A 24,032-nucleotide genomic window follows, 5' to 3' on the forward strand; every position below is an offset into this window, starting at 1 on the left:
GGGACCGGCGGGTTCATGTCAGAGACGGAACTCCTCGCCGAGATAGAGCCGGCGCACTTCGGGGCTGGCGACGATCTCGTCGGGCGAGCCCTCCATCAGCACCGAGCCGGAATGGATGATGTAGGCACGGTCGATCAGGCCGAGCGTCTCGCGCACATTGTGATCGGTGATCAGCACGCCGATGCCGCGCTTGGTGAGGTGGCGCACCAGCGCCTGGATGTCGCCAACCGCGATCGGGTCGATGCCGGCGAAGGGCTCGTCGAGCAGCATGAAGGTCGGGCGCGTGGCCAGCGCGCGGGCGATCTCGACACGTCGCCGCTCGCCGCCCGACAGCGCGATGGCGGGCGATTTGCGCACATGGGTGACGCGGAACTCCTCCAGCAGCGCGTCGAGCTCGCGCTCGCGGGCCTTGCGGTTCGGCTCCACCACCTCCAGCACGGCGCGGATATTGTTCTCCACCGACAGGCCGCGAAAGATCGAGGCTTCCTGCGGCAGGTAGCCGACGCCGAGGCGCGCGCGGCGGTACATCGGCAGATGGGTCACGTCGTGCCCGTCCAGCTCGATGCGGCCGGCATCGGCCTTCACCAGCCCGGTGATCATGTAGAAGATCGTGGTCTTGCCGGCGCCGTTGGGGCCGAGCAGGCCAACCGCCTCGCCGCGCCGCACATGCAGGCTGGCCTCGCGCACCACCTTGCGCCCGCCATAGCTCTTGGCGACCCCGACGGCGCTGAGCACGCCGAGTTGCGGGGCCGGCGCCTCGCGCGGGGTGAGGCCATCATCCCCGCCGATATGGAGCGGGGTGGCGCTGAAGGAGCCGCCCTCGGCGCCGGGCCGGCGAAGCTCCTCGGGGTGATAGGTGTCGGGCTGACGTGCTCCCGATGCGTCCTCGCGCCGGTCGGAACTGCCGAAGCCGCGCGCCGACGCCGCTTGCGACGCCTTGCTGCGCGGCGCCTTGCCGTTACGCCCGCCCAATACCGAGAAAAAACTCACGCGCACCCTCCGTGGTGAGCCCACCACAGGAAGGTGATAAACGCTTGAGGCCACTCTGGCAAATAGCGCGATGCAAAAACCGGGCCGAGAGCGCGGCGATCGGCCGCGCGCCGGCCGTCAAGCCTATTGCGGCTTGGGAGCCGGCTTGGCGCCGGTAGTCCCGCTCGGCGCAGCGCCAGGCTTGGGCGCGGCATTGTCGAGCTGCTTGACGCTGTTCGGCACGATCAGGCTCTCGACCCGCCCGCCCTCGAAGCGCGAGGTGCCGGAGGCGAGGTCCACGGTGAGCCGGCGGCCGCGAATGACGTTCGGCCCCTGCGAGAGCACCACCGGATTGCCGGAGAGGGTGATGGTGTTGGACGCGGTCTCGAACACGCCCTGATCGCCGGTCGCGGTCTGCTCCTTGGTGGTCACCACGACCGAGCCGTTGATCTCCAGCCGGCGGATCGAGGAGGAGCTCATCGGGCTGCCGGCGGCCAGCGCCTCGCCGGTGGCGGGAGCGGCGGCGGCGGCGGGTTTGGCGCCAGCGGCGGGCGCGGCGCCCTTGCCGTCATAGAACACCACCAGTTCCTTGGAACGCATGGTGGTGTCGCCCTGCTGGACCACGACATTGCCGGAGAAGATCGCCTTCTTGGTCTGGTCGAGCACTTCCAGGCTGTCGGCGGCGATGCTGATCGGCTGGTCGCGATTAGTGGCGAAGCCCTGCAACGCATTGGGCACGTTGCGCGACTGCGCCAGCGCGGCCGGGGTGGCGGCGGCCAGCAGGAGAAGGGCAGCGGCGGAGCGCGCGAGCGCGCGAGGGAAGGAACCGGACATGGCGATCATGCTTCCATCTCTAGCCGCGCAAGCCCGCGCATACAATGGCGACGCGCCCCGGCCGGCAACGACGGAACGCCTCACGGCAGCCCCGCCGTGCTGCCGCGCAGCAGCGGGGAGCTGATCGGGCGCAGTTCAGGCGCCAGCATGCCCTGATCGGCGCTGGAATCGCGGGGGGCCGAACCGGGCGCGGCGGGGCCGGAAGCGCCGCCATTCTCGCCCTTTTCGTCATTCGACGGCATGCGGAAATTCAGCCGCACATTGCCGGTGAGCAGGGCGCGGGCGGTCTTCTGCGAGACTTCCATGCGGTCGGCGGTGAGCTTGCCGTCGAGATAGGAGAGCTGCACCGGGCGGTCGGAGACCAGCGTTCCGCCCTTCACGTCGATCACCACCGTTTCGAGTTCGCCGCCATAGCCGGCCGAGGTCGAGAAATTGATCCCGCCGCCCAGCGTCATCTGCTCGGTCTTGGTGTCGTATTTGCCGGTATTGGCCACGAGATTGGCCCAGCCCTGATCGGCCAGCTCCAGCTTCGCGTCGATGGTGGTGAGGTCGATCTGGTTCGGCTGGGTGAGATCCTGCGAGGCGGACTGGGCAGTGACGCTGTAGCCGCGATTATCCTGCGTGAAGCCGTGCAGCTTCGGGAACTCCATCATCACCCGCGTGCCGGAGAGCGTGACCCGGCCGAGATCGAACGGCAGATCCACCCCGAGGGTGAAGGGGTCGAGATAATTCACCGCCAGCGTGAGGCCGAGCGCCGTCAGCACGCCGAGCGGCAGGGCGCGGCGCAGCAGGCGGACGCGGCGGCTGTGGCGGCCGGCCCGGCGGAAATCGTCATCCGAGCGGCGCTGGTCGTCGCGCGCCGATTCGCGCTGGGCAAAGCGCCCCCGCGGCTCATCGGCTGCCGCGCCCGGACGCTGTGGCGGTTCCACGTGGCGGTTCATAGGTACATGTGATTCCCGGCGGCCGGCTCCCCCTCCGACCGGGCCAAAGATGGCGACTTCCACCCCCCGGTGCAAGCATCAGCGGTAGCGACGCCGTTAAACATGCCGAATGCGGCATGGATGCGGGCGGCAAAACGGCAAAAGCCGGCCAAGGCCGGCCATGCGACACCCCCGCGCTCACGTATGCGCGAAGATGTCCTCATCCGGCCAGCCGGCGAGGTCCAGCGCGGCGCGGGTCGGCAGGAAGCCGAAGCAGGATTCGGCCAGACCCAGCCGGTTCTCGCGCGCCAGCATGGTGCCAAGCTTGGCCTGCAAGGCGTGCAGATGCAGCACGTCGGACGCGGCATAGACGAGCTGCGCGTCGGACAGCGTCTCCGCCGCCCAGTCCGAGCTCTGCTGCTGCTTGGACAGATCAATGCCGAGCAGTTCGCGCGTCAGCTCCTTGAGGCCATGACGGTCGGTATAGGTGCGGGCGAGGCGCGAGGCGATCTTGGTGCACCATACCGGGCCCACCGTCAGGCCGAAGGTCTTGCCGAGCACCGCGACATCGAAGCGGGCGAAATGGAACAGCTTGGTCACGGCGGGATCGGTGAGCAGCGCCTCCAGATTGGGCGCGCTGCCGGGGCCCGCGCCCGCCGGGATCTGCACCACATCGGCCGAGCCGTCGCCCGGCGAGAGCTGGACCACGCAGAGCCGGTCGCGATGCGGGTTGAGACCCAGCGTCTCGGTGTCGATGGCGACCACGGGGGCGACGTCGGCGGTGTAGCGGGACAGGTCGACCAGGTCGCCGCGGTGCAGGCGGATGCTCATCGGAACAGCACTTTCATGAGAACGCTGCGTCATTAGCATCGCCAGCCGGGGCGGAGCAACCGCAACGGCGGAAGCCGCCCCGCGATCAGGCGAGCAGCGCGTCGAGGGCGAGACCGGCGAACAGCAGCAGCCCGGCATCGCGGTTGGAGCGGAACAGGCGCAGGCACAGATCGCGGTCGTCAATGTCGAGTCGGGCGATCTGCTGGGCGAGATGGCCGGCGAACAGGGCAAGGCCGGCATAGGCCGCCGGTCCCGCCCCCGCCTGCCATAGAGCGAGGCCGATGAGGCCGGCAGCGCCGGCATAGAGCGGCACCAGCCAGGCGCGCGTCGCCCCGGCGAACAGCCGGGCCGAGGACTTCACCCCGACCATGGCGTCGTCCTCGCGGTCCTGATGGGCATAGATCGTGTCATAGCCGACCACCCAGAGCACCGAGCCGGCATAGAGCAGCAGCGCGGCCGGCGGCAGCGCCTCGATCAGCGCGGCAAAGCCCATCAGCGCGCCCCAGGAGAAGGCGAGGCCGAGCACCAGCTGGGGAATCCAGATTACCCGCTTCATCAGCGGGTAGACCGCCACCACGCCGAGCGAGGACAGCGCCACGGCAATCGCGAAGGGCGGCAGGCAGAGCAGCACGAACAGCCCGGCGAGCCCCTGCAGGGCGAGAAACACGAAGGCGCCGGTGAGCGTGACCTGGCCGGAGGGCAGCGGGCGCCCGCGCGTGCGTTCCACCAGCCCGTCAATGTCGCGGTCGAGAATGTCGTTCCAGGTGCAGCCGGCCCCGCGCATGGCGACCGCGCCGAGCGCGAACAGCGCCATCAGCGCCAGCGCCTGTCCGGCATCGACCGACAGGCCGTGGCGCGCGGCAAAGGCGCTCGCCAGCGCCACCGACCACCAGCAGGGAATGAGCAGCAGCCAGCTGCCGATCGGCCGGTCCGCGCGGGCCAGCCGCAGGAAAGGCCGCAGGAAGGACGGCGCGTGGCGGTCCACCCAATTGCCGGAGGCGGCATCGGCGGGGGTGAGACCGGGAGCGGGCACCGTCATCTCAAGGATCAGCGCAGCGCGTCGCCGCCGAGCGTGTCGAACACGCCGCCCTTGGCGGTCGCGGTCGAGGGCAGTCCGCTGGACAGGCCGAGGCCCTGCGAGACCGCGCCCTGCACCGGCGGGCCGGAGGGACCGCCCTGCTGCTGCGCGGCCGCGGCCTGACAGACCTTGTCACGGATCGAGGTGACGCTGCCGGCGTTGTCCTTCAGCCCCTTGATGGCCTCGTCCGGCACGCCGCATTTCGACTTGTTGGCGACCAGATAACTGTAGAAACGCTGCTGCGAGGACACGAAATTGCGGAACATCGGGCACAGCTCGGAGGGCGGCAGCTTCTTGCTGGCCGCCTTGCGCAGCGCCTCGTTGCGGTTTTCCAGATCGGTACGCAGCTTGGTGACCTGGGTCTGGCAGTCGGCCATGTCGGCCGGGCTGGGACCGGCCGGAACCGGCGTGGCGGGACCGGGCATCATGCCCATGCTGCCCGGCAGCGGGGAGCCGCCGAAACTGTCCGTCGACAGGCCCGGAGACGAGAAGCCCGGCGAGGCCGGGGCGGCGGTCATCGGCGCCGGCGCGGCCGGGGCCATGGTCGGGGTCGCCGGCGTGGCGGCCTGCGGGGCGCTGGAACTGGTGCCGCTATCCCCGGTGCTGGTGCTGTCCGAACCGCCCGGCGCGCCGATCCACTGCGCCGCCGCCGGCAGCGAGACGCCGGCCAGCAGGACGCCGGCCAGAAACGCGGCGGACAGGTTCGGCATCCCGCGCCCGGAGGCGGGGGAAAGCCGGTGCGCGGTGCGCTTTTCGCAATTCGACCGTCTCATGGAGCCTTCCGCTCGTGCAGAACTCGTCACACAGCCACTCGTGACCCAGCGTGATACAGAGGCCTCAAGGATTGGGCAACATCACGGCGGAGCGCGAAATAGCACAGCGCGCGTCATGTGTCGCCGGGGTGCCCTTGTGTGCGCTATATACGGTCAAATCATGTCCCGTCCCGACACCGAGCACACCGACCAGCCCTATGATTTCCGCGCCCAGCGCCTCTTTGTCGAGGAACCGCTCGGCGAGGATGCGCTCGTGCGGCTCGACCGCGACCGGGCCCATTACGTCGCCGACGTGATCCGCCTTCCCGTCGGCGGGCATATCCATCTGTTCAACGGCCGCGACGGCGAATGGCGGGCGATCCGCGAGGCGGGCGGGCGGCGCGAGGCGCTGCTGCGCTGCGAGGGACGGCTGCGGGCGCAGACCGCCCCGGCGGATGTCGACTATGTGTTCGCCCCGCTCAAACATGCCCGGCTCGACTATATGGTGCAGAAGGCGGTGGAGATGGGCGCCGGCCGGCTCCAGCCGGTGATGACCAAGCACACCCAGGCGACGCGGGTGAATACCGAGCGGATGCACGCGAACGTGATCGAGGCGGCCGAGCAATGCGGCATCCTCACGCCGCCGCAGGTGCTGGAGCCCCTGCCCTTCGCCCGCTGGCTGGCCGGGCTCGACGCCGGGCGCACCCTCGTCTTCTGCGACGAGGCGGCGCCGCTGGCCGATCCGCTGACCCCGCTGAAGGACGCGGTGGACGGCCCGCTCGCCGTGCTGATCGGCCCGGAGGGTGGGTTCGACGCCGGGGAACGGCGCCAGCTTCAGGCCCGGCCGGGCACGCTCATCCTCTCGCTCGGCCCACGCATTCTGCGCGCCGACACCGCGGCGGTGGCCGCGCTCGCCCTTGTCGAGGCGGCCCGGCAGGCGCGGCAGGCAGGCTGAAGCGCACGCGATTTTCCCGGAACTTGGCGATTACGGAACGTGGCGGCGAGGGAATCGCCGACGACGGAACCGGGTGACGACGACCGCGTTAGGTCCGCGCCGACCGCCCGGAGGGCTTTCGCCCCCGGTACGTTGCGCGCGTTAACGTCTGGCGCTGGAGTGCAATAAACCGATGTAAAGCGTAATAAATCCGCTCTACCTCGAAATTTCATAATAAAAATATGAGATTTACCGGAAGACAACGCAGTCACATTCCGGTCTCACTCCTCCACCATCTAACGCTCGGGCTACGGCGGATTGATTCTGCGCCGGCTAAGCTGCGCACGCCCGCCCGATCCTTGACTTTCCGCGGAGACGGACGCCATGGCAGAAGAATACCGTATCGGCATCGAGGAGGAATATTTCATCGTCGACGGCGACACCAAGAGCGTGCTGCGACGCATGCCGACCGCCTTCATGGACAAGGCGCGCGACGCGCTGGGCGAGCGGGTGTCCGGCGAGATGCTGCAATCGCAGATCGAGGTGATGAGCCGCCCGCATGACAGCGCCGCCGATGCCCGCGCCGAGCTGAGCGCGATGCGCCGCACGCTGGCCGATGTCGCCGCCGGCTTCGACCTGTGCTTCTTCGCCTCCGGCACCCATCCCACCGCCTCCTGGCAGAACGGCAAGCGCGCGCCGACGCAGCGTTATGACGGGCTGATGCACGATCTGCAGATGCTGGGCGAGCGCAACATGCTGTGCGGCCTGCATGTCCATGTCGAACTGCCGGACCCCGAGACGCGCATCGACGTGATGCGCCGCATCCTGCCCTTCCTGCCCATCTTTGTGGCTCTGTCCACTTCGTCCCCCTTCTGGGAATCCAAGCGCACCGGGCTGATGGGCTACCGCCTCGCCGCCTATGACGAGCTGCCGCGCACCGGCATGCCCGAGCTGTTCGAGAGCGCCCGAGACTATCAGGACTATATCGACGCGCTGGTGACCGCCGGCGCCATCCGCGATTCCAGCTATGTGTGGTGGACCATCCGTCCCTCGCAGAAGAACCCGACGCTGGAACTGCGCGCGCCGGACAGCTGCACGCGGGTGGAGGATTCGGTGGCCATCGCCGCGCTCTACCGCGCGCTGGTGCGCCATCTCGTGCGCAATCCCAAGCTCAATGCCGGCATCGACGCGGTCGAGCGCGCCATCGCCGTGGAGAACAAGTGGCGGGCCCAGCGTTACGGCATCCATGGCAGCTTCGTCGACCGCAGCGCCCGGCAGGCGATCCCGGTGGCGCAGGCGGTGGAAACGCTGATCGACATGGTGACGGACGACGCGCAGGCCATGGGCAGCCGGCAGGAGCTGGAACATCTGCGCACCATTCTGAATGGCGGCACCAGCGCCGACATCCAGATCGCCGTCTATCAGGAAGCCGCCCACCGCACCGGCAACCGCGGCGAGGCGCTGCGGGCGGTGACGAGCTGGCTCACCCACGCCTCCGCGCAATAGCGGCAGGCCACGGCAGGGATGCAATGGGGCGCCGGACCGCCGACCCGGCGCCCGGCCCGCACTCCCCGCGCAAGCCCGCGCGCTCGCGGAAGTCCCGCCCGGCCTCATTGCACCAGCGCATTCCCCGGAGACCATCGGTAGTTACGGCGATTTGCGTCGCGGGGCGGCCTGTGTATGGTCGCGCGCCCTGCTACCCTGCCCTGCCCCGCCGGAGTTTTGAATGGCGCGCGACCAGATCGACACCCAGCCCATCGAGAGCCGCGACGACCTCGTCGCCTGGCTGGAAGCGGGCTGCAAGTCGCCCTCGAAATTCCGTGTCGGCACCGAGCACGAGAAATTCCCCTTCACGCTGAACGGCCACGACCCGGTTCCCTATGAGGGACCGGACGGCATCCGCGCGCTGCTCGACGGCATGCAGGCGCTGAATGGCTGGGAGCCGATCATGGAGGGCGAGGCCATTATCGGGCTCGCCGACACCATTGGCGGCGGGGCGATCTCGCTGGAGCCGGGCGGGCAGTTCGAGCTGTCCGGCGCCCCGCTGATGACCATTCACGAGACCTGCGCCGAGGTGAATTCGCATCTCGAACAGGTGCGCGCCGTGGCGACGCCGCTCGGCTTCGGCTTCCTCGGCCTCGGCATGAGCCCGAAATGGAGCCGGGCGCAGACGCCGGTGATGCCCAAGGGCCGCTACAAGATCATGGCGAACTACATGCCGAAGGTCGGCTCGCTCGGCCTCGACATGATGTTCCGCACCTGCACCGTGCAGGCCAATCTCGATTTCGCCTCCGAACCCGACATGGTGACGAAGCTGCGGGTCGGGCTTGCCCTGCAACCCATCGCAACCGCGCTGTTCGCCAATTCCCCGTTTACCGAAGGCAAGCCGAACGGCTTCCTGTCGTTCCGCTCGGAAATCTGGCGCGACACCGACAATAACCGCGCGGGCATGCTGCCCTTCGCCTTCGAGGACGGCATGGGCTTCGAGCGTTATGTCGACTACGCGCTCGACGTGCCGATGTATTTCATCAAGCGCGGCGACACCTATCTCGATGTCGCCGGCTCCTCCTTCCGCGACCTGCTGGCCGGCCGCCACCCGGCGGTGCCGGGCGAGAGCGCGACCGTCTCGGACTGGGCCAACCACCTCTCGACCATTTTCCCCGAGGTGCGGCTGAAGCGTTATCTGGAAATGCGCGGCGCCGATGGCGGGCCGTGGCGCAATCTGTGCGCCCTGCCGGCGCTGTGGACCGGCATCTATTACGACAATGCCGCCCTGGACGCGGCGTGGCAGCTCTGCAAGGGCTGGAGCGCGGAGCAGCGCCAGCGGCTGCGCGACGAGGTGCCCCGTCTCGGCTTCAAGGCCGAGATCGCCGGCCGCCCGGTGCTGGAGGTGGCGCGCGAGATGGTGGCGATCGCCCGCCAGGGTCTGGCCCGCCGCGACTATCGCGACAGCCAGGGCCGCGACGAGACGCGCTTCCTCCAGCCGCTGGAAGAAAGCCTCGCCACCGGCCTCACCCCGGCCGAGGAACTGCTCGCCCGCTATGAGGGCCCGTGGCACCACTCGGTCGATCCGGTGTTCGACGAACGCGCCTATTGAGCGCCCGCACGGCCGCGCCGCCATGCGGGGTGGCGCCCCTCATGGCCGCTGCTGACTTGAGCAGGATCAAGGCGGCGCGGGCGCTCGCCTCCTAATCTGTCCCCATCGTCCGCCGGCTTCCCATCGGGACCGGCGCCCGGACCTGTTGCGGCAGGATCGCGCGCTGGATGGAGAGGCCGGTCTCACCCATGTGACGATGTTGAAGCTGGAGATCCCACGCGCAAGGCAGCCCTCGCCGGTAGCGCAGGGGAGAGGTTTCCGGGAAGCTTCTCGACAAGCCGGCGGGCGGCCGGCTCACCTCGGCGGGCCATGGGCCCGCCGTTCCTTTTTTGGGGGGTGTTGGGGCTAACCCACCCAGCACACCGTCATCCCCGGGCTTGACCCGGGGATCCACGACTTTCCGGCCCACGCTTTCCGCCCCACGACTTGCGCGCCGCCAAGCGCGGGAGCGGCCGGCCGGGATAACACGGAACCCGCCCGCTCACTCCGCCGCGATGGCGGCTTCCGAAATATTGTCGAGACCCTGCACGATATGATTGGCCAGCGCGTCGGCCAGCGGGGAGGCCTCGTGCCGGTTGCGCAGCAGGCCGATGCGGCAGGGCGCGAGCGTGGGAAAGCCATCGGACGGCCCGAGCACGCGCATGCCCGGCCGCAGGCCCGATTCCGGCAGCACGGAAATGGCGAGGCCCGAGAGCACGGCGGCGGACACCGCGGTCGAGTTCGACGAGGTATAGAGGATGCGGAAGGCGCGGCCGGCGGCCTGAAGCATGGAAATCGCCTCCTGCCGCCAGTTGCAGCTCTGCCGGCCGAGCGCCAGCGGCACGGGCGTGTCGAGATGCGCGGAATGGCGCATGGAGCCGACCCACAGGAGCTGTTCGCGCCGGATGATCTCGGTCTCGCGGTTCAGCGTCTCGCAATCGGTGATGATGGCGAGGTCGAGATCGCCGGTGTCGATGCGGTCGACCAGATCGCTGGAGGGATCGCAGACCACGGTCAGCTCGACATTGGGATGGGTGGCGGAAAAGCGCGCCATGATCTCCGGCAGGTAGCGGTCGGCGTAATCATCGGGGACGCCGAGCCGGACGCGGCCGGAAAGCTCCGCCGAGGCCAGACTCGCCACCGCTTCCATGTTCAGCTTGACGATGCGGCGGGCATAATCGAGCAGCCGCTCGCCCTCGTCGGTGAGGCGCGAGGCGCGCCCGTCACGGGCGAAGATCGCCTTGCCGACCCGCTCCTCCAGCCGCTTCATCTGCATGGAGACGGCCGACTGGGTCTTGTGGACCACATCCGCCGCTTTGGTGAAACTGCCGGTTTCGGCAATTGTAATGAATGTTCTTAATTGATCAATGTCGAGCAACACGGACATGGCAGCGCCCCTGGGCGGTGTATCATCAATCGGAATGATATCTGAGATAAGAAACATTCGCTAGTGTGATTGATCCCGCCACGACATAACACTCCTGCCGCGAACGGACAGCGTCGAGATCGGGTGGCCCGCAAGCCTCCTTCCCGTGATCATCAGCCCAACGTCGTCGCCGCGCGGCCGACAGATGGAGAGGAAGATGTCGTATATTGGCGAAGTTCGCAGGTCCGCCTTCGCGTCATTCGGTACCGCCGCCGCCAGCGTGCTGGTCGGTGCCGTCATGGGTAGCTTCAAGTTTCTCACGGCGCTGGCGCGCCGCCGTCACCTGATGCAGCTCGGCGAGTTCGACGACCGCATGCTCAAGGATATCGGCCTGACGCGCGCCGATCTGCGCGATGCGGCCTCCGGTCCGCTCTGGCAGGACCCGACCTCGGTGCTCGTGGTCCGCTCGGTCGAGCGCCGGGCCAGCCGTCGCGTCGCCGCACGCGACAATCTTTCCATCGGCGCCGCCAAGCGCGAGCGCGATGATCTCATTTCCTGCGGATGAGCGTGCAGCCCGTCCACAGGATTGACGGCGACATCGACCCCCTCGTGTCGTCGACTTGAGCCCGCTGGTTCGTCCAGCGGGCTTTTTTTTATGCGCCCTCCCGCTTTGCACGGCGGCAAGCATCTCCTTGCACGCGCGGCTGATGTGCGCGGCGCCGCGGCGGTCCATATGGACACCAGCCGGCGCCGTTCGCCGGCACGAACGCGCGGAGGATCCATGGCACAGCATCTCGAACTCGGGCTCGACACGTTTGGCGACGTGACGCGCGAGGCCGATGGCACGCTCAAGCCGCACGCGCAGGTGATCCGCGAACTGGTCGCGGAAGCCCGGCTGGCCGATGAGGTGGGGCTCGACTTCTTCGGTGTCGGCGAACATCACCGCGATGATTTCGCGGTCTCCGCGCCGGAAGTGGTGCTGGCCGGCATCGCCACCCAGACACGCCGCATCCGCCTCGGCTCGGCGGTGACGGTGCTGTCCTCGGATGATCCGATCCGCGTGTTCCAGCGTTTCGCCACCGTCGACGCCCTGTCGAACGGGCGGGCCGAGGTGATTCTCGGGCGCGGCTCGTTCACCGAATCCTTCCCGCTGTTCGGTTTCGACCTGAAGGATTACGAGACACTGTTCTCGGAGAAGCTCGACCTGTTCGCCGCGCTGCTGAAGGACAACGGCACCAAGGCAGGCGTGACCTGGCAGGGCAGCATCCGCCCGCCGCTGAAGGGCCAGCACGTGTTTCCGCCGGCCGAGAGCGGCACGCTGAAGACCTGGATCGGCGTCGGCGGCAGCCCGGAATCGGTGGTGCGCGCGGCGCGCTACGGCCTGCCGCTGATGCTCGCCATCATCGGCGGCAATCCCGGCCGATTCGCGCCCTATGTGGACCTCTACAAGCGCGCCATCGCGCAGGTGGGCGGCACAATGGCGCCGATCGGCGTGCATTCGCATGGCTACATCGCCGAGACCGACGAGGCCGCGCGCGAGGAATTCTATGCCGACTACAAGGTGATGCATGACCGGATCGGCCGCGAGCGCGGCTGGCCGGCCTATGGCCGCGACGCCTTCGAGCAGGAGATCACCCACGGCTCGCTCTATCTCGGCTCGCCCGAGACGGTGGCCCGCAAGATCGCCAAGACCGCGAAGACGCTCGGCCTGTCGCGCTTCGACCTGAAATACAGCGCCGGCCCGCTGCCGCATGACCGGCTGATGCGCTGCATCGAGCTTTACGGCTCCAAGGTCGCCCCGCGCGTGCGGGAATTGCTGGCGCAGGAGACGGTGGAGGCGTGAGGGCTCTCGCCAACTGGGGCCGTCATCCCCGGACTTGATCCGGGGATCCACGACTTACCTCGCCACCCGGCTCAACCGTCAAAGGCATGGATGCCCGGGCCAAGCCCGGGCATGACGACGAGCGTGGGGATGACGGCCTTATAGGAACTGCGCCCCTCCCCGGCGGGGAAGGGCGTTGCCTCACACGTTCAGCAGCAGATATTCCCGCTCCCAGGGCGAGATGACCCGCATGAAGGTGTCGAACTCGGTCTGCTTCACCGCCGTGTAGGTCTTCACGAAGGATGGCCCGAGCACGGTGGCGATCTCCTCGGAATGCTGCAGCGCCGCCACCGCCTCGAGCAGGCCGCGCGGCAGTTCGAAATCGAGCCCCTTGGCGTCCGCCTCCAGCGGCTCGGTCGGGCGCAGGCCCTCGACGAGACCGAGATAACCGCAGGCCAGCGAGGCGGCGATGACGAGATAGGGGTTGGCGTCCGAGGACGGCACCCGGTTCTCGACGCGCCGCGCGGCCGGCGTGGACGGCGGCACGCGCAGCCCGGCGGTGCGGTTGTCATAGCCCCACTGCACGTTGATCGGCGCCATCGAATCGCGCGTCAGCCGGCGGTAGGAATTCACGTAAGGCGCGAGGATCGACATCACCGCCGGCAAATAACGCTGCTGGCCGGCGATGAAGGAGAAGAATTCCGGCGTCGGATCGCCATCCTTGTCGGAGAAGATGTTCTTGCCGGTCTGCGCATCCACGATCGACTGGTGGATATGCATCGCCGAGCCGGGCTCGTCGGCGATCGGCTTGGCCATGAAGGTGGCGTAGATCTTGTGGGCCAGTGCCGCCTCGCGGATCGTGCGCTTGAACAGGAACACCTGATCGGCCAGGGCGATCGGATCGCCATGCAGCAGGTTGATCTCCATCTGCGCCGCGCCGTCCTCATGGATCAGCGTGTCGATCTCCAGGCCCTGCGCCTCGGAATAGTCGTACATGTCCTCGAACAGGGCGTCGAATTCGTTGACCGCCTGGATCGAATAGGACTGGCGGCCGATCTCGGGCCGGCCGGAGCGGCCGATCGGCGGCTTCAGCGGATAGTCCGCGTCGACATTGGGCTCGACCAGATAGAACTCGATCTCCGGCGCCACGACGGCCTTCCAGCCCTTCTTGGCGTAGAGCTCGACGACGTTCTTCAGCACCTGGCGCGGCGCCAGTTCCACCGGGCGTCCGTCGCGGTGATAGGCGTCGTGGATGATCTGCGCGGTCGGATCGGTCGCCCAGGGCACGATCGCCAGCGTCGAGAAATCCGGCTCCATGACGAGGTCGCTGTCGACCACCACGGAATCCACGAGATTGTCATAGGGCGGATAGTCGCCCGAAATGGTCTGGAAAAACACCGAGAGCGGGAGGTTCATCACCGGGCTGGAGAGGAACTTCGACACCGGCATGATCTTGCCGCGACCGACGCCGGCAAGGTCTGGCACCGCGCATTCGATTTCGGTGATGCCGCGGGCACCCATCCAGGCTTTTGCCTCCTCGATCGAGGACACGCCGCGGGTGGACGTCACAGCGTCGCTTTCGGGACGCTTCTTCTTGGCCATAATACCCATCCTGATGCGCTTTCTGCGCGCAAAGAGGCAACCACGCCCTCCCGATGGCCGTCAAGGCGGGGCGCGCGATGAAGCGCACTGCTCATTTGCGGGCATGGTAAAATTGTTCGCATTGTGCCGTTGAGCCGCCGCCCGAAGCCGGATAGCGTCGCATCAGGGCCGGGTCATACCGGCGGGGACAACGGGGCCAAGCATGAGCACAGGCGTCGCCGACAAGACGCAGAAGACCATCGGGGGCATCCGACGCAAATTCGCCCCCTGGACCGATCCCCAGGCAACCCCGCTCATCCGCTACCAGAACGTCACCAAGCGATTCGGCGAGTTCGTGGCGATCGACAATCTCTCGCTCGATATTTACGAGCGCGAGTTCTTCGCCCTGCTCGGGCCGTCCGGCTGCGGCAAGACCACGCTGATGCGCATGCTCGCCGGCTTCGAGGAGCCGACCAGCGGCCAGATCACGCTGGCCGGGCAGGATCTCGTCGGCACGCCGCCCTACAAGCGGCAGACCAACATGATGTTCCAGTCCTACGCGCTGTTCCCGCACATGAGCGTGTGGGACAACATCGCCTTCGGCCTGCGGCAGGACCGCATGGACAAGGACGCGGTGGCCAACCGCGTCGAGGAGATGCTGAAGCTGGTGAAGCTCAGCCAGTTCGCCAAGCGCAAGCCGCACCAGCTTTCCGGCGGCCAGCGCCAGCGCGTGGCGCTCGCCCGCTCGCTGGCCAAGCGCCCCAAGGTGCTGCTGCTCGACGAGCCGCTCGGCGCGCTCGACAAGAAGCTGCGCGAGGAGACCCAGTTCGAGCTCATGGACATCCAGATGGAGCTCGGCATGACCTTCCTGATCGTGACCCACGATCAGGAAGAGGCGATGACCGTGGCCGACCGCATCGCGGTGATGAACCATGGCAAGCTGGTGCAGGTTTCGCCGCCGGCGGTGATCTATGAGCAGCCCGCCTCGCGCTACGTCGCCGAGTTCGTCGGCGACGTGAACATTCTCGACGCCGTCATCGAGGCCAAAGTGCCCGGCCTGGTGACGCTGCGCGCCGAGGCCGCGCCCGGCATGAGCTTCCGCGTGGCGCAGGACTGCGAGACCCAGGTCGGCGACACGGTGGCGCTGGCGTTCCGGCCGGAGAAGCTGCGGGTCGAACTCGATCCGCCGGCCGACCCCACCGTGAACTGCCTCACCGGCACGATCTGGGACATCGGCTATCTCGGCGACCTGTCGATCTACCATGTGGAACTGGCCAATGGTCAGCGCATCAAGGCCGCCAAGCCGAACCTGACCCGCATGGTCGAGCGTCCCATCACCTGGGAAGACAAGGTCTATGTCTCCTTCGCGCCGGATGCCGGCGTGGTTCTGAAGAGCTGAAGGGGACCCCCATGGCAGACAAGGCGAAAGGGCGCTGGCTGGTCCTCGCCATTCCCTATCTCTGGCTTTTCGCGCTGTTCCTCGTCCCGTTCCTGATCGTCTTCAAGATCAGCCTCTCGCAGGACGCGATCGCCCAGCCGCCCTATGTGCCGACCTTCGACCTCGCCGCCGGCTGGGAGGCCTTCAAGGAGAACTTCGCCGAGCTTTCTTTCGAGAATTACGGCTACGTCCTGAGCTGGGACAATGACTTCATCGAGGCCTATGGCTCCAGCCTGTGGATCGCCGGCGTCTCGACCGTGCTGCTGCTGATGGTCGGCTACCCGATCGCCTACGCCATGGCGCGGGCGCCGAAATCGATCCGCCCAACCCTGCTGATGCTGGTGATCCTGCCCTTCTGGACCTCGTTCCTGATCCGCGTCTATGCGTGGATCGGCATTCTGTCGCCGGAGGGGCTGCTCAACCAGTTCCTGTTCGGGCTCGGGGTGATCGACCAGCCGCTGCAGATCCTCGCCACCGACACGGCGGTCTATATCGGCATCGTCTATTCCTACCTGCCCTTCATGATCCTGCCGCTCTATTCGGCGCTGGAGAAGATGGACGAGACGCTGCTGGAAGCCGCCGCGGATCTGGGCTGCCCGCCCTTCGCCGCCTTCTGGAAGATCACCTGGCCGCTCTCCCTGCCCGGCGTGTTCGCCGGCTGCCTGCTCTGCTTCATCCCGGCGGTGGGCGAATTCGTCATTCCCGACCTGCTCGGCGGTTCCGACACGCTGATGATCGGCAAGGTGCTGTGGACCGAATTCGCGGTGAACCGCTCCTGGACCGTGTCGTCGGCGGTGGCGGTGCTGCTGCTGATGGTGCTGGTGATTCCGATCGTCTTCTACCAGAACGTCCAGGCCCGCGAGATGGAGAAACGTTGATGAGAAAGGGCCTCTCCTGGTTCAACGTCACCTCGATCGTGCTCGGCTTCACCTTTCTCTATCTGCCGATCCTGCTGCTGGTGATCTACTCCTTCAACGCCTCGCGCATGGTCACGGTGTGGGCGGGGTTCTCCACCCACTGGTATGTCCAGCTGTTCCAGAACCAGCAGCTGCTCGACGCCGCCTGGGTGACGCTGCGCGTCGCCTTCATCACCGCCTCGGTGGCGACCGTGCTCGGCACGCTCGGCGCCATCGCGCTCACCCGCTATGGCCGCTTCTACGGGCGCACCCTGTTCTCGGGCATGATCTACGCGCCGCTGGTGATGCCGGAAGTGATCACCGGCCTGTCGCTGCTGCTGCTGTTCGTGGCGGTGGACATCGACCGCGGCTTCTGGACCATCACGCTCGCGCACATCACCTTCACCATGTGCTTCGTCTCGGTGGTGGTGCAGTCGCGGCTCGTGACCTTCGACCGCTCGCTGGAGGAAGCCGCGCTCGATCTCGGCTGCACGCCCTTCAAGACCTTCTTCGTCATCACCCTGCCGATCATCCTGCCGGCGGTGGTATCGGGCTGGATGCTCGCCTTCACCTTGTCGCTGGACGATCTGGTCATCGCCAGCTTCACCACCGGGCCGGGCGCGACCACGCTGCCGATGCGCATCTACAGCCAGGTGCGGCTCGGCGTGACGCCGGAAATCAACGCCGCCTGCACCATCCTCATCGCCATCGTCACCGTGGTCGTCATCGTCGCCTCGGTCATGACCAAGCGGCAGGAGATGGAGCGTCAGAAGGCGGAGCGGCTCGCGGCGGCGGGGTAAGCGACGCATGCTCTCCCACATCAATATCGGCATCGCCGATTTCGACCGCGCCTACGCCTTCTATGCGGCCTTGCTGCCGGAACTCGGGCTGCAGATGAAATTCGCCGAGGCCGAAAAGAACTGGGCCGGCTGGGTGCAGCCCGGCGTGGCGCGGCCGCTCTTTCTCATCGGCTGCCCCTATGATGGCGGCCCTGCTGCGCCGGGGAACGGCCAGATGGCCGCGTTCCTGGCGGCCGATCGCCCCATGGTCGACCGCGTGCACACCCTCGCCCTGCAACTCGGCGGCACGGACGAGGGCCTGCCCGGCCTGCGCCCGCAGTACCATGCGAACTATTATGGCGCCTATTTCCGCGATCCCGACGGCAACAAGCTGTGCGTGTGCTGTCACGATCCGGTGGCTTGAGGCCGGCCCTGCTAGGTCAGCCGCCGGCCTGCGGCTAGACTTCGGCCGAGCCTCGAATCGGATTCCGTCATGCCCCTGCGCCTGCTTCCGCCCACCCTGGTCGACCGCATCGCCGCGGGCGAGGTGGTGGAACGCCCGGCGGCGGCGCTGAAGGAGATCGTCGAGAACGCGCTCGACGCCGGCGCCTCCCGCATCGAGATCGTCATCGACGGCGGCGGGCGGCGGCTGATGCGCGTCACCGACGATGGTTGCGGCATGGATGCCGACGATCTGGCGCTCGCGGTGGAGCGCCACGCCACCTCCAAGCTCGACAGCGAGGACCTGCTCGCCATCTCCACCCTCGGCTTTCGCGGCGAGGCGCTGCCCTCGATCGGCTCGGTGGCGCGGCTCGCCATCACCAGCCGGCCGCGGGGCGCGGACAGCGCCCATGAGATCCGCGTCGAGGGCGGGGTGAAATCCCCGGTAAAGCCGGCCGCGCTCGGCACCGGCACGCGGGTCGAGGTGCGCGACCTGTTCTTCGCCACCCCGGCGCGGCTGAAATTCCTGAAATCCGAACGCGCCGAGACGGCGGCGGCGGTGGATGCGGTGCGGCGCCTCGCGCTGGCCCGCCCCGAGGTCGGCTTCACCCTCGTCACCGATGAGCGGGCTCCGGTCACCTGGCCGGCCCGCAGCGCCGATGCGAGCGGCCGCCGCGCCCGCATCGCCGATGTGCTCGGCCATGAGGTCGGGCAGAACGCGCTCGATATTGACGGCCGGCGCGAAGGCGCGCGGCTTGCCGGCCTCGCCGGTCTGCCGACCTTCTCCAAGGCGAACTCGCTGTCGCAATATCTGTTCGTCAATGGCCGGCCGGTGCGCGACAAGGTGCTGATCGGCGCCATCCGCGCGGCCTATGCCGACCTTTTGCCCTCCGACCGGCACCCGGTGACGGCGCTGTTCCTCGATCTCGACCCGCGCGAGGTCGATGTGAACGTGCACCCGGCCAAGACCGAGGTACGGTTCCGCGATCCCGGCCTCATCCGCGCGCTGATCGTGCGCACGCTGATGGACGCGCTCACCACCGCCGTGCCGCGCACCGCCTCCACCGCTGCCGACCGGCTGGCGCAGTTCGCCCGTGCCGAGACGATGGATGGCTACCGGCCACAGCCCAGGCCAGGCAATTACAACTGGACGAGTTCCTGGGCGGCACCCGAGGGTGCCTCGGCCAGCGCGCCAGACGGCTTCAATGAGTCCCCCGCGCGCTTCGATTTCGGTGCCCCCGGCGGGCAGAGTGGGGCTCTCGCCCTTGATCTGGCGCCGCAGGCCGATGCGCGGGCGGCACACCTGCCCGCGGCGCCGGATCTGATGGAACGCCCGCTCGGCGCGGCGCGGGCGCAGTTGCACGAGACCTACATCATCGCCCAGACCAGCGACGGGGTGGTGGTGGTGGACCAGCACGCCGCCCATGAGCGCATCGTCTATGAGCGGCTGAAAGCCGCCATGGAGCGCGACGGGCTCAATCGGCAGATGCTGCTGGTGCCGCTGGTGGTCGATCTCGACCCGTCCGACGCGGCGCGCCTTGCCGAGCGCGCGCAGGCGCTGGAAAAGCTCGGCCTGGTGCTGGAGGCGTTCGGGCCGGGCGCGCTGCTGGTGCGGGAGGTGCCGGCGCTGCTCGGTGATGCCGATGTGCCGGCGCTGGTGCGCGAACTGGCCGAGCACGCGGCGGAATGGGACGATGCGCTGCCGCTGGAGCGGCGCCTGCTGCATGTCGCCGCCACCATGGCCTGCCACGGCTCGGTGCGGGCCGGCCGCAGGCTGCGCGTCGAGGAAATGAACGCGCTGCTGCGCGAGATGGAACAGACCCCCAACGCCGCCCAGTGCAACCACGGACGTCCAACCTTCGTCACGCTGGCGCTCGCCGACATCGAACGCCTCTTCGCGCGGCGCTGAGGCCGGTCTATGGTGCCGGCATAATGGCGTTTGACACCGATCATCCCAAGAGCTGGTACGCCGCGACGGCGCGCCATCTCTCCCCCTTCCCCGCCCTCGCCGGCACTGTGCGCGCCGATGTCTGCGTCATTGGCGGCGGCTATACCGGCCTGTCCGCCGCGCTGCATCTGGCCGAGGCCGGGCTGGACGTGGTGCTGCTGGAAGCCGCGCGCCTCGGCTCCGGCGCCTCCGGCCGCAATGGCGGGCAGATCCATTCCGGCCAGCGGCGGGATCAGGACTGGCTGGAGGCGCAGGTCGGGATCGACGATGCCAAGGCGCTGTGGCGCCTCGCGGAAGACGCCAAGGCGCTGCTCCACGCGCTGATCGAGCGGCACGCCATCGATTGCGACGTGCGCCCCGGCCTCATCGTCGCCGACCACAAGCCCGGCTATGTCGCGCACAGCCACGCCTATGCGCGCAAGCTGAACGAGGTCTATGACTACCCGCAGGCCGCCCCGCTCTCGCGCGAGGAGCTGCGCGCCCTGGTCGGCTCCGACGCCTATCATGGCGGCATGATCGACCATGGCGGCGGGCATCTGCACCCGCTCAACCTCGCGCTGGGCCTCGCCCGCGCCGCCAGCAAGGCCGGCGCCCGGCTGTTCGAGCAGTCCCGCGCGCTCGGCATCGACGAGAGCGGCGCCAAGGCGCGGGCAACCACCGCCGGCGGCGTGGTGGAGGCCGATTTCGTGCTGGAATGCGGCGACGGCCTGCAAGACGGGCTCGACCGGCGGGTCGACAATTACGTCATGCCGATCGCCAACTACATCGCCGCGACGCAGCCGCTCGGGGCGCGCGCCCGCGACATCATCGCCAATGACGCGGCGGTGGCGGACAGCCGTTTCGTCGTGAACTATTACCGGCTCTCGGCCGATGGACGGCTGCTGTTCGGCGGCGGGGAGAGCTATACGCGGCGCCTGCGCCCGGACCCCGGCGCGTTTGTCCGGCCCTATATGCTGAAGATCTTCCCGCAACTGGCCGATGTGCGGATCGATTATGGCTGGGGCGGGCTGCTCGGCATCACCATGAGCCGCATGCCCTTCGTGCGCCGCCTGTCCCCCCGCGTGCTGACGGCGGCCGGCTATTCCGGGCAAGGCGTCATGCTGGCCCCCTATTTCGGCAAGCTGCTGGCGCAGGCGGTGCAGGGCCAGCTCGGCGCGTTCGATCTACTCGCCGGCCTGCCGGTGCCGCCCTTCCCCGGCGGGCCGGTGATGCGCTGGCCGCTGCTGGTCGCCGGCATGAGCTATTTCGCCCTGCGCGACCGGCTGTGAGGACGCGGTGCTCGATCTGCACGCCTATGCCCGCGAGGCGCTGAGCTTCGTCCAGGCGCACGCCCATTACGCGCCCTATGTCGCCTTCGCCCTCGCCTTCTGCGAATCGCTCGCCGTGGTCTCGCTGGTCGTGCCCGCCACCTTCGTGCTGCTCGGGCTCGGGCCGCTCATCGCCGCCGGCGGGGTGCCGCTGTTCCCGGTCTGGGCGGCAACGGCGGCGGGCGCCGCGCTGGGCGATACCGTGTCCTACTGGGTCGGCTTCCACCTCAAGGGCAGCGCGCGCGAGCGTTGGCCGCTCAGCCGCTTTCCCGAGGCGATCGCGCGCGGCGAACGGTTCTTCCACCGCTTCGGCACCTGGAGCGTGTTCTTCGGCCGGTTTTCCGGGCCGCTGCGGGCCTTCGTGCCGCTCATCGCCGGCATGTTCGCCATGCCGCATATCCTGTTCCAGATGGTCAACATCACCTCCGCCATGGCCTGGGCGCTGCTGCTGCTCGGCCCCGGCGCAGCGGCGGTGAAGGCGCTCGGCTGGTAGTGTAGGGGCTACCCCTCAGGGTTGCGAAATCTCAACGACGCCCGCCCGCCCTTCCTCGACACATGGCGCCAAGACACACATGGCGCCAAGACCAAGCAAGGTTCTGGAGGATTCGATGGCGATGATTCACGATGTGGCGGGCGACATCCTCATGAGCGAGGCGCAGGTGATCGCCCATGGCGTGGCCCCCGGCGACCATTTCGACACCGGGCTGGCACTGGCGCTGCGCGAGCGTTACCCCTCGCTCGCCAAGGATTTCCGCCATGAGTGCCGGGTCAACCACCCCAAGGCCGGCGGCATCTGGGTCTGGGCCGGCGCCGGGGAAACCGGCTCGGTGCGCATCGTCAATCTGCTGACGCAGGAGGCGGCGGAGAACGCCACCGAGCGGCCGGGCAAGGCGACGCTGGAGAATGTCGGCCATGCACTCAAGGCACTCGCCCGCTACGCGCAGGAGGAGAAGATCACCAGCCTGGCTTTGCCCCGCCTCGCCACCGGCGTCGGCGGGCTCGACTGGGCGGATGTGAAGCCGCTGGTGGAACGCCATCTCGGCGCGCTCGACATCCCCGTCTATGTCTACACGGTCTATCACAAGGACCAGAAAGCCGCCGAGCCCGGCCTGCCCGCCGCGGCGTGAGGGCGCGCGGGGGCGTTGGCGGCCGGCGGCCGGCGCGGTCGGAGCCCCCCTCCCCGTCATGCCCGGGCCCGGCCCGGGCATCCATGACTTGGGCCCAGCGGGCGACGGAGGAAAGGCGTGGATGGCCGGGCCAGGCCCGGCCATGACGTGGGGCCCAGGTGCAGACCCCAAACGAAAGGGGCGACCCGCGAGGTCGCCCTTTTTCATCGTCGGTGGCTGTCTGAAGGCTGCCGCTACTCGGCCGCTTCCTTGGGCGGCTTGCCCGCCTTCATCTCGCGCCGCGCCTTGGCGGGGAGGACGAGATCGAACTCCGCGAGTTCTGCCTCGGTGGGGAGGATGCTGTCCGGGTCCGCCTTCGCCGCCGCGACGATCTGTTCATCGGTCAACGCATCGACCTTCGACCAGTCGAAGTCGCGCAGCAACCGTTCAGCTTCTTTCGATGGCTTGTGCGAAGACACGTCTCTCGCTCCGATGCGCCGGTCTTACGGATACAAGGCGCCGACGGCGCCCTCTCCAGACATAGACGCAGAGTATAACACGCCCGGCCACCTCGGCCATCGCAACGTGGCGGGACTCCTCCACGACGAGGCGCGGCGATGACGGCTCGAAGCGCGGGCGACCGTCGAAGACGAACTCGCCAAAGAGGAGCGGCAAACCGTGTTTCGCACGGTTCGCCGCGTCCTTATCGTCATCCCACTCGAAATCGTCCGTCTCGCCCATTGCCGCACCTCGTGAATGAACGCAGTGAGGTTAAGGGCGATACGGGCACGTCAACCGTGGCGGATTCGATTAAATTCGGACCATCAGTATTGTCAGGCACTTACGCCACATACTGACTGTGAAGAACTATATCTAGATACCGCCACGGTTGACAACTGCCGCTTGTTTGATTCGTCAGTTCTTCGCCTTGTCGACCAGCTTGTTCTTGCCGATCCACGGCATCATGCCGCGCAGCTTCTCGCCGACTTCCTCGATCTGGTGCGAATCGTTCAGGCGGCGGATGCCCTTGAAGCGGGCGGCGCCGGCCTTGTATTCCTGCATCCAATCCGAGGTGAACTTGCCGGTCTGGATGTCGGTCAGCACGCGCTTCATCTCGGCCTTGGTCTCGGCGGTGATGATGCGCGGGCCGGAGACATACTCGCCCCACTCGGCGGTGTTGGAGATCGAGTAGTTCATGTTGGCGATGCCGCCCTCATAGATGAGGTCGACGATCAGCTTCACTTCGTGCAGGCACTCGAAATAGGCCATTTCCGGGGCGTAGCCGGCTTCCACCAGCGTCTCGAAGCCGGCGCGGATCAGCTCGACCAGACCGCCGCAGAGCACGACCTGCTCGCCGAACAGGTCGGTCTCGCACTCTTCCTTGAAGGTGGTCTCGATGATGCCCGAGCGGCCGCCGCCGACGCCGCAGGCATAGGAGAGGGCGAGGTCGAGCGCGTTGCCCGAGGCGTCCTGATGGACCGCCACGAGGCAGGGCACGCCGCCGCCCTTCTCATATTCGCCGCGCACGGTGTGGCCGGGGCCCTTCGGCGCGATCATGACGACGTCGACGGACTTCTTCGGCTCGATCAGGCCGAAATGCACGTTGAGGCCGTGCGCGAAGGCGATGGCGGCGCCGTCACGGATGTTCGGGGCGATCTCGTCGCGGTAGATGTCGGCCTGGAGTTCGTCCGGGGTGGCCATCATCATCAGGTCCGCCCACTTGGCGGCCTCGGCGACGGTCATCACCTTGAGGCCGTCGGCCTCGACCTTCTTGGCGGTCGCCGAGGTCGGCTTCAGGCCGATGGCGATTTCCTTGGCGCCGGAATCCTTGAGGTTCAGCGCATGGGCGCGGCCCTGCGAGCCATAGCCGATGATGGCGACCTTCTTGCCCTTGATCAGGTTCACATCGGCGTCGCGATCGTAATAAACGCGCATGGGGGTTCTCCTTGTGTGA

General features: G+C 67.9%; 24 protein-coding genes. 13 read left to right on the top strand and 11 right to left on the bottom strand.

Features of this window, described 5'->3' with window-relative positions; genetic code table 11:
* Positions 1-18 precede the first annotated feature (18 nt).
* The 6 genes from lptB to KIP89_RS08210 form a co-directional block, all read right to left on the bottom strand.
* On the bottom strand, positions 19-990 hold the full coding sequence (lptB, locus tag KIP89_RS08185; RefSeq protein WP_369807080.1) for an LPS export ABC transporter ATP-binding protein: 972 nt from the start codon (positions 988-990) through the stop codon (positions 19-21).
* A gap of 123 nt (positions 991-1,113) precedes the next feature.
* Positions 1,114-1,812: an LptA/OstA family protein gene (locus tag KIP89_RS08190; RefSeq protein WP_250152279.1), complete on the bottom strand. Its 699-nt coding sequence runs from the start codon at positions 1,810-1,812 to the stop codon at positions 1,114-1,116.
* A 71-nt stretch (positions 1,813-1,883) separates the two neighbouring features.
* Entirely contained in the window at positions 1,884-2,732 is an 849-nt protein-coding gene (lptC, locus tag KIP89_RS08195; RefSeq protein WP_369807081.1) for an LPS export ABC transporter periplasmic protein LptC, read from the bottom strand.
* 189 nt (positions 2,733-2,921) lie between these two features.
* Entirely contained in the window at positions 2,922-3,554 is a 633-nt protein-coding gene (locus KIP89_RS08200; protein WP_213754893.1) for a ribonuclease D, read from the bottom strand.
* Between the two features lie 85 nt (positions 3,555-3,639).
* A complete protein-coding gene (ubiA, locus tag KIP89_RS08205; RefSeq protein ID WP_213754894.1) occupies positions 3,640-4,593 on the bottom strand; it encodes a 4-hydroxybenzoate octaprenyltransferase in 954 nt (317 codons plus the stop codon).
* Positions 4,594-4,601: 8 nt separating this feature from the next.
* Complete coding sequence (locus KIP89_RS08210) at positions 4,602-5,405, bottom strand: hypothetical protein (RefSeq protein ID WP_250152280.1); 804 nt, start codon at positions 5,403-5,405, stop codon at positions 4,602-4,604.
* A 160-nt stretch (positions 5,406-5,565) separates the two neighbouring features.
* Between KIP89_RS08210 and KIP89_RS08215 the strand changes: the two genes are divergently transcribed.
* From KIP89_RS08215 to KIP89_RS08225, 3 genes are all read left to right on the top strand, one after another.
* The gene (locus KIP89_RS08215; protein WP_213754895.1) at positions 5,566-6,339 is read left to right on the top strand and encodes a 16S rRNA (uracil(1498)-N(3))-methyltransferase; all 774 of its coding nucleotides are present in this window, start codon (positions 5,566-5,568) and stop codon (positions 6,337-6,339) included.
* A gap of 363 nt (positions 6,340-6,702) precedes the next feature.
* A complete protein-coding gene (locus tag KIP89_RS08220; RefSeq protein ID WP_213754896.1) occupies positions 6,703-7,824 on the top strand; it encodes a carboxylate-amine ligase in 1,122 nt (373 codons plus the stop codon).
* A gap of 220 nt (positions 7,825-8,044) precedes the next feature.
* Positions 8,045-9,415 (top strand): glutamate--cysteine ligase, encoded by a 1,371-nt coding sequence (locus KIP89_RS08225; protein WP_213754897.1) that lies wholly within the window; start codon positions 8,045-8,047, stop codon positions 9,413-9,415.
* 481 nt (positions 9,416-9,896) lie between these two features.
* Here KIP89_RS08225 and KIP89_RS08230 read toward each other — a convergent pair whose 3' ends face one another.
* Entirely contained in the window at positions 9,897-10,781 is an 885-nt protein-coding gene (locus KIP89_RS08230) for a LysR substrate-binding domain-containing protein (RefSeq protein WP_213754898.1), read from the bottom strand.
* 196 nt (positions 10,782-10,977) lie between these two features.
* On the opposite strand from KIP89_RS08230, the gene KIP89_RS08235 reads away from it, so the two are divergent.
* Together KIP89_RS08235 and KIP89_RS08240 are read left to right on the top strand one after the other, a co-directional pair.
* The gene (locus tag KIP89_RS08235) at positions 10,978-11,325 is read left to right on the top strand and encodes a DUF1127 domain-containing protein (protein ID WP_213754899.1); all 348 of its coding nucleotides are present in this window, start codon (positions 10,978-10,980) and stop codon (positions 11,323-11,325) included.
* A gap of 216 nt (positions 11,326-11,541) precedes the next feature.
* Positions 11,542-12,603, top strand: a complete 1,062-nt coding sequence (locus KIP89_RS08240; protein WP_213754900.1) for an LLM class flavin-dependent oxidoreductase — start codon at positions 11,542-11,544, stop codon at positions 12,601-12,603.
* Positions 12,604-12,783: 180 nt separating this feature from the next.
* Here the strand turns inward: KIP89_RS08240 and KIP89_RS08245 are convergent, their stop codons facing one another.
* Positions 12,784-14,184, bottom strand: coding sequence for a glutamine synthetase family protein (locus KIP89_RS08245; protein WP_213754901.1), 1,401 nt, complete (start codon positions 14,182-14,184; stop codon positions 12,784-12,786).
* Positions 14,185-14,386: 202 nt separating this feature from the next.
* Here KIP89_RS08245 and KIP89_RS08250 point away from each other — a divergent pair, with 202 nt between their 5' ends.
* The 8 genes from KIP89_RS08250 to KIP89_RS08285 all read left to right on the top strand — a co-directional run bounded on the left by KIP89_RS08250 (position 14,387) and on the right by KIP89_RS08285 (position 22,099).
* A complete protein-coding gene (locus KIP89_RS08250; RefSeq protein WP_213754902.1) occupies positions 14,387-15,562 on the top strand; it encodes an ABC transporter ATP-binding protein in 1,176 nt (391 codons plus the stop codon).
* 11 nt (positions 15,563-15,573) lie between these two features.
* A complete protein-coding gene (locus KIP89_RS08255; RefSeq protein ID WP_213754903.1) occupies positions 15,574-16,479 on the top strand; it encodes an ABC transporter permease subunit in 906 nt (301 codons plus the stop codon).
* Positions 16,479-17,297, top strand: coding sequence for an ABC transporter permease subunit (locus KIP89_RS08260; RefSeq protein WP_213754904.1), 819 nt, complete (start codon positions 16,479-16,481; stop codon positions 17,295-17,297). The genes KIP89_RS08255 and KIP89_RS08260 overlap by 1 nt, the downstream gene beginning before the upstream one ends.
* 7 nt (positions 17,298-17,304) lie before the next feature.
* Positions 17,305-17,700 (top strand): VOC family protein, encoded by a 396-nt coding sequence (locus tag KIP89_RS08265; RefSeq protein ID WP_213754905.1) that lies wholly within the window; start codon positions 17,305-17,307, stop codon positions 17,698-17,700.
* Positions 17,701-17,769: 69 nt separating this feature from the next.
* Positions 17,770-19,626 carry a DNA mismatch repair endonuclease MutL gene (gene mutL, locus KIP89_RS08270; RefSeq protein ID WP_213754906.1) on the top strand — a complete coding sequence of 619 codons (1,857 nt, stop codon included), beginning with the start codon at positions 17,770-17,772 and terminating at the stop codon, positions 19,624-19,626.
* A gap of 23 nt (positions 19,627-19,649) precedes the next feature.
* Complete coding sequence (locus KIP89_RS08275; RefSeq protein ID WP_213754907.1) at positions 19,650-20,933, top strand: NAD(P)/FAD-dependent oxidoreductase; 1,284 nt, start codon at positions 19,650-19,652, stop codon at positions 20,931-20,933.
* Between the two features lie 7 nt (positions 20,934-20,940).
* Complete coding sequence (locus tag KIP89_RS08280) at positions 20,941-21,465, top strand: DedA family protein (protein ID WP_213754908.1); 525 nt, start codon at positions 20,941-20,943, stop codon at positions 21,463-21,465.
* Between the two features lie 115 nt (positions 21,466-21,580).
* Positions 21,581-22,099, top strand: coding sequence for a macro domain-containing protein (locus KIP89_RS08285; RefSeq protein ID WP_213754909.1), 519 nt, complete (start codon positions 21,581-21,583; stop codon positions 22,097-22,099).
* 233 nt (positions 22,100-22,332) lie between these two features.
* Here the strand turns inward: KIP89_RS08285 and KIP89_RS08290 are convergent, their stop codons facing one another.
* From KIP89_RS08290 to ilvC, 3 genes are all read right to left on the bottom strand, one after another.
* Positions 22,333-22,521 (bottom strand): hypothetical protein, encoded by a 189-nt coding sequence (locus tag KIP89_RS08290; RefSeq protein ID WP_213754910.1) that lies wholly within the window; start codon positions 22,519-22,521, stop codon positions 22,333-22,335.
* Between the two features lie 4 nt (positions 22,522-22,525).
* A complete protein-coding gene (locus KIP89_RS08295) occupies positions 22,526-22,819 on the bottom strand; it encodes a BrnT family toxin (RefSeq protein ID WP_213754911.1) in 294 nt (97 codons plus the stop codon).
* 174 nt (positions 22,820-22,993) lie between these two features.
* Positions 22,994-24,013, bottom strand: coding sequence for a ketol-acid reductoisomerase (gene ilvC, locus KIP89_RS08300; RefSeq protein WP_213754912.1), 1,020 nt, complete (start codon positions 24,011-24,013; stop codon positions 22,994-22,996).
* Positions 24,014-24,032: the final 19 nt, after the last annotated feature.

The organism is Ancylobacter radicis (assembly GCF_018449475.1).
Lineage (GTDB): Bacteria > Pseudomonadota > Alphaproteobacteria > Rhizobiales > Xanthobacteraceae > Ancylobacter > Ancylobacter radicis.

Coding starts and splice junctions, on each gene's coding strand:
- KIP89_RS08190 (WP_250152279.1), bottom strand. CDS start 1,812: ATGATCGCCATGTCCGGTTCCTTCCCTCGCGCGCTCGCGCGCTCCGCC.
- KIP89_RS08200 (WP_213754893.1), bottom strand. CDS start 3,554: ATGAGCATCCGCCTGCACCGCGGCGACCTGGTCGACCTGTCCCGCTAC.
- ubiA (WP_213754894.1), bottom strand. CDS start 4,593: ATGACGGTGCCCGCTCCCGGTCTCACCCCCGCCGATGCCGCCTCCGGC.
- KIP89_RS08210 (WP_250152280.1), bottom strand. CDS start 5,405: ATGAGACGGTCGAATTGCGAAAAGCGCACCGCGCACCGGCTTTCCCCC.
- KIP89_RS08215 (WP_213754895.1), top strand. CDS start 5,566: ATGTCCCGTCCCGACACCGAGCACACCGACCAGCCCTATGATTTCCGC.
- KIP89_RS08220 (WP_213754896.1), top strand. CDS start 6,703: ATGGCAGAAGAATACCGTATCGGCATCGAGGAGGAATATTTCATCGTC.
- KIP89_RS08225 (WP_213754897.1), top strand. CDS start 8,045: ATGGCGCGCGACCAGATCGACACCCAGCCCATCGAGAGCCGCGACGAC.
- KIP89_RS08230 (WP_213754898.1), bottom strand. CDS start 10,781: ATGTCCGTGTTGCTCGACATTGATCAATTAAGAACATTCATTACAATT.
- KIP89_RS08235 (WP_213754899.1), top strand. CDS start 10,978: ATGTCGTATATTGGCGAAGTTCGCAGGTCCGCCTTCGCGTCATTCGGT.
- KIP89_RS08240 (WP_213754900.1), top strand. CDS start 11,542: ATGGCACAGCATCTCGAACTCGGGCTCGACACGTTTGGCGACGTGACG.
- KIP89_RS08245 (WP_213754901.1), bottom strand. CDS start 14,184: ATGGCCAAGAAGAAGCGTCCCGAAAGCGACGCTGTGACGTCCACCCGC.
- KIP89_RS08250 (WP_213754902.1), top strand. CDS start 14,387: ATGAGCACAGGCGTCGCCGACAAGACGCAGAAGACCATCGGGGGCATC.
- KIP89_RS08255 (WP_213754903.1), top strand. CDS start 15,574: ATGGCAGACAAGGCGAAAGGGCGCTGGCTGGTCCTCGCCATTCCCTAT.
- KIP89_RS08260 (WP_213754904.1), top strand. CDS start 16,479: ATGAGAAAGGGCCTCTCCTGGTTCAACGTCACCTCGATCGTGCTCGGC.
- KIP89_RS08265 (WP_213754905.1), top strand. CDS start 17,305: ATGCTCTCCCACATCAATATCGGCATCGCCGATTTCGACCGCGCCTAC.
- mutL (WP_213754906.1), top strand. CDS start 17,770: ATGCCCCTGCGCCTGCTTCCGCCCACCCTGGTCGACCGCATCGCCGCG.
- KIP89_RS08275 (WP_213754907.1), top strand. CDS start 19,650: ATGGCGTTTGACACCGATCATCCCAAGAGCTGGTACGCCGCGACGGCG.
- KIP89_RS08285 (WP_213754909.1), top strand. CDS start 21,581: ATGGCGATGATTCACGATGTGGCGGGCGACATCCTCATGAGCGAGGCG.
- KIP89_RS08295 (WP_213754911.1), bottom strand. CDS start 22,819: ATGGGCGAGACGGACGATTTCGAGTGGGATGACGATAAGGACGCGGCG.
- ilvC (WP_213754912.1), bottom strand. CDS start 24,013: ATGCGCGTTTATTACGATCGCGACGCCGATGTGAACCTGATCAAGGGC.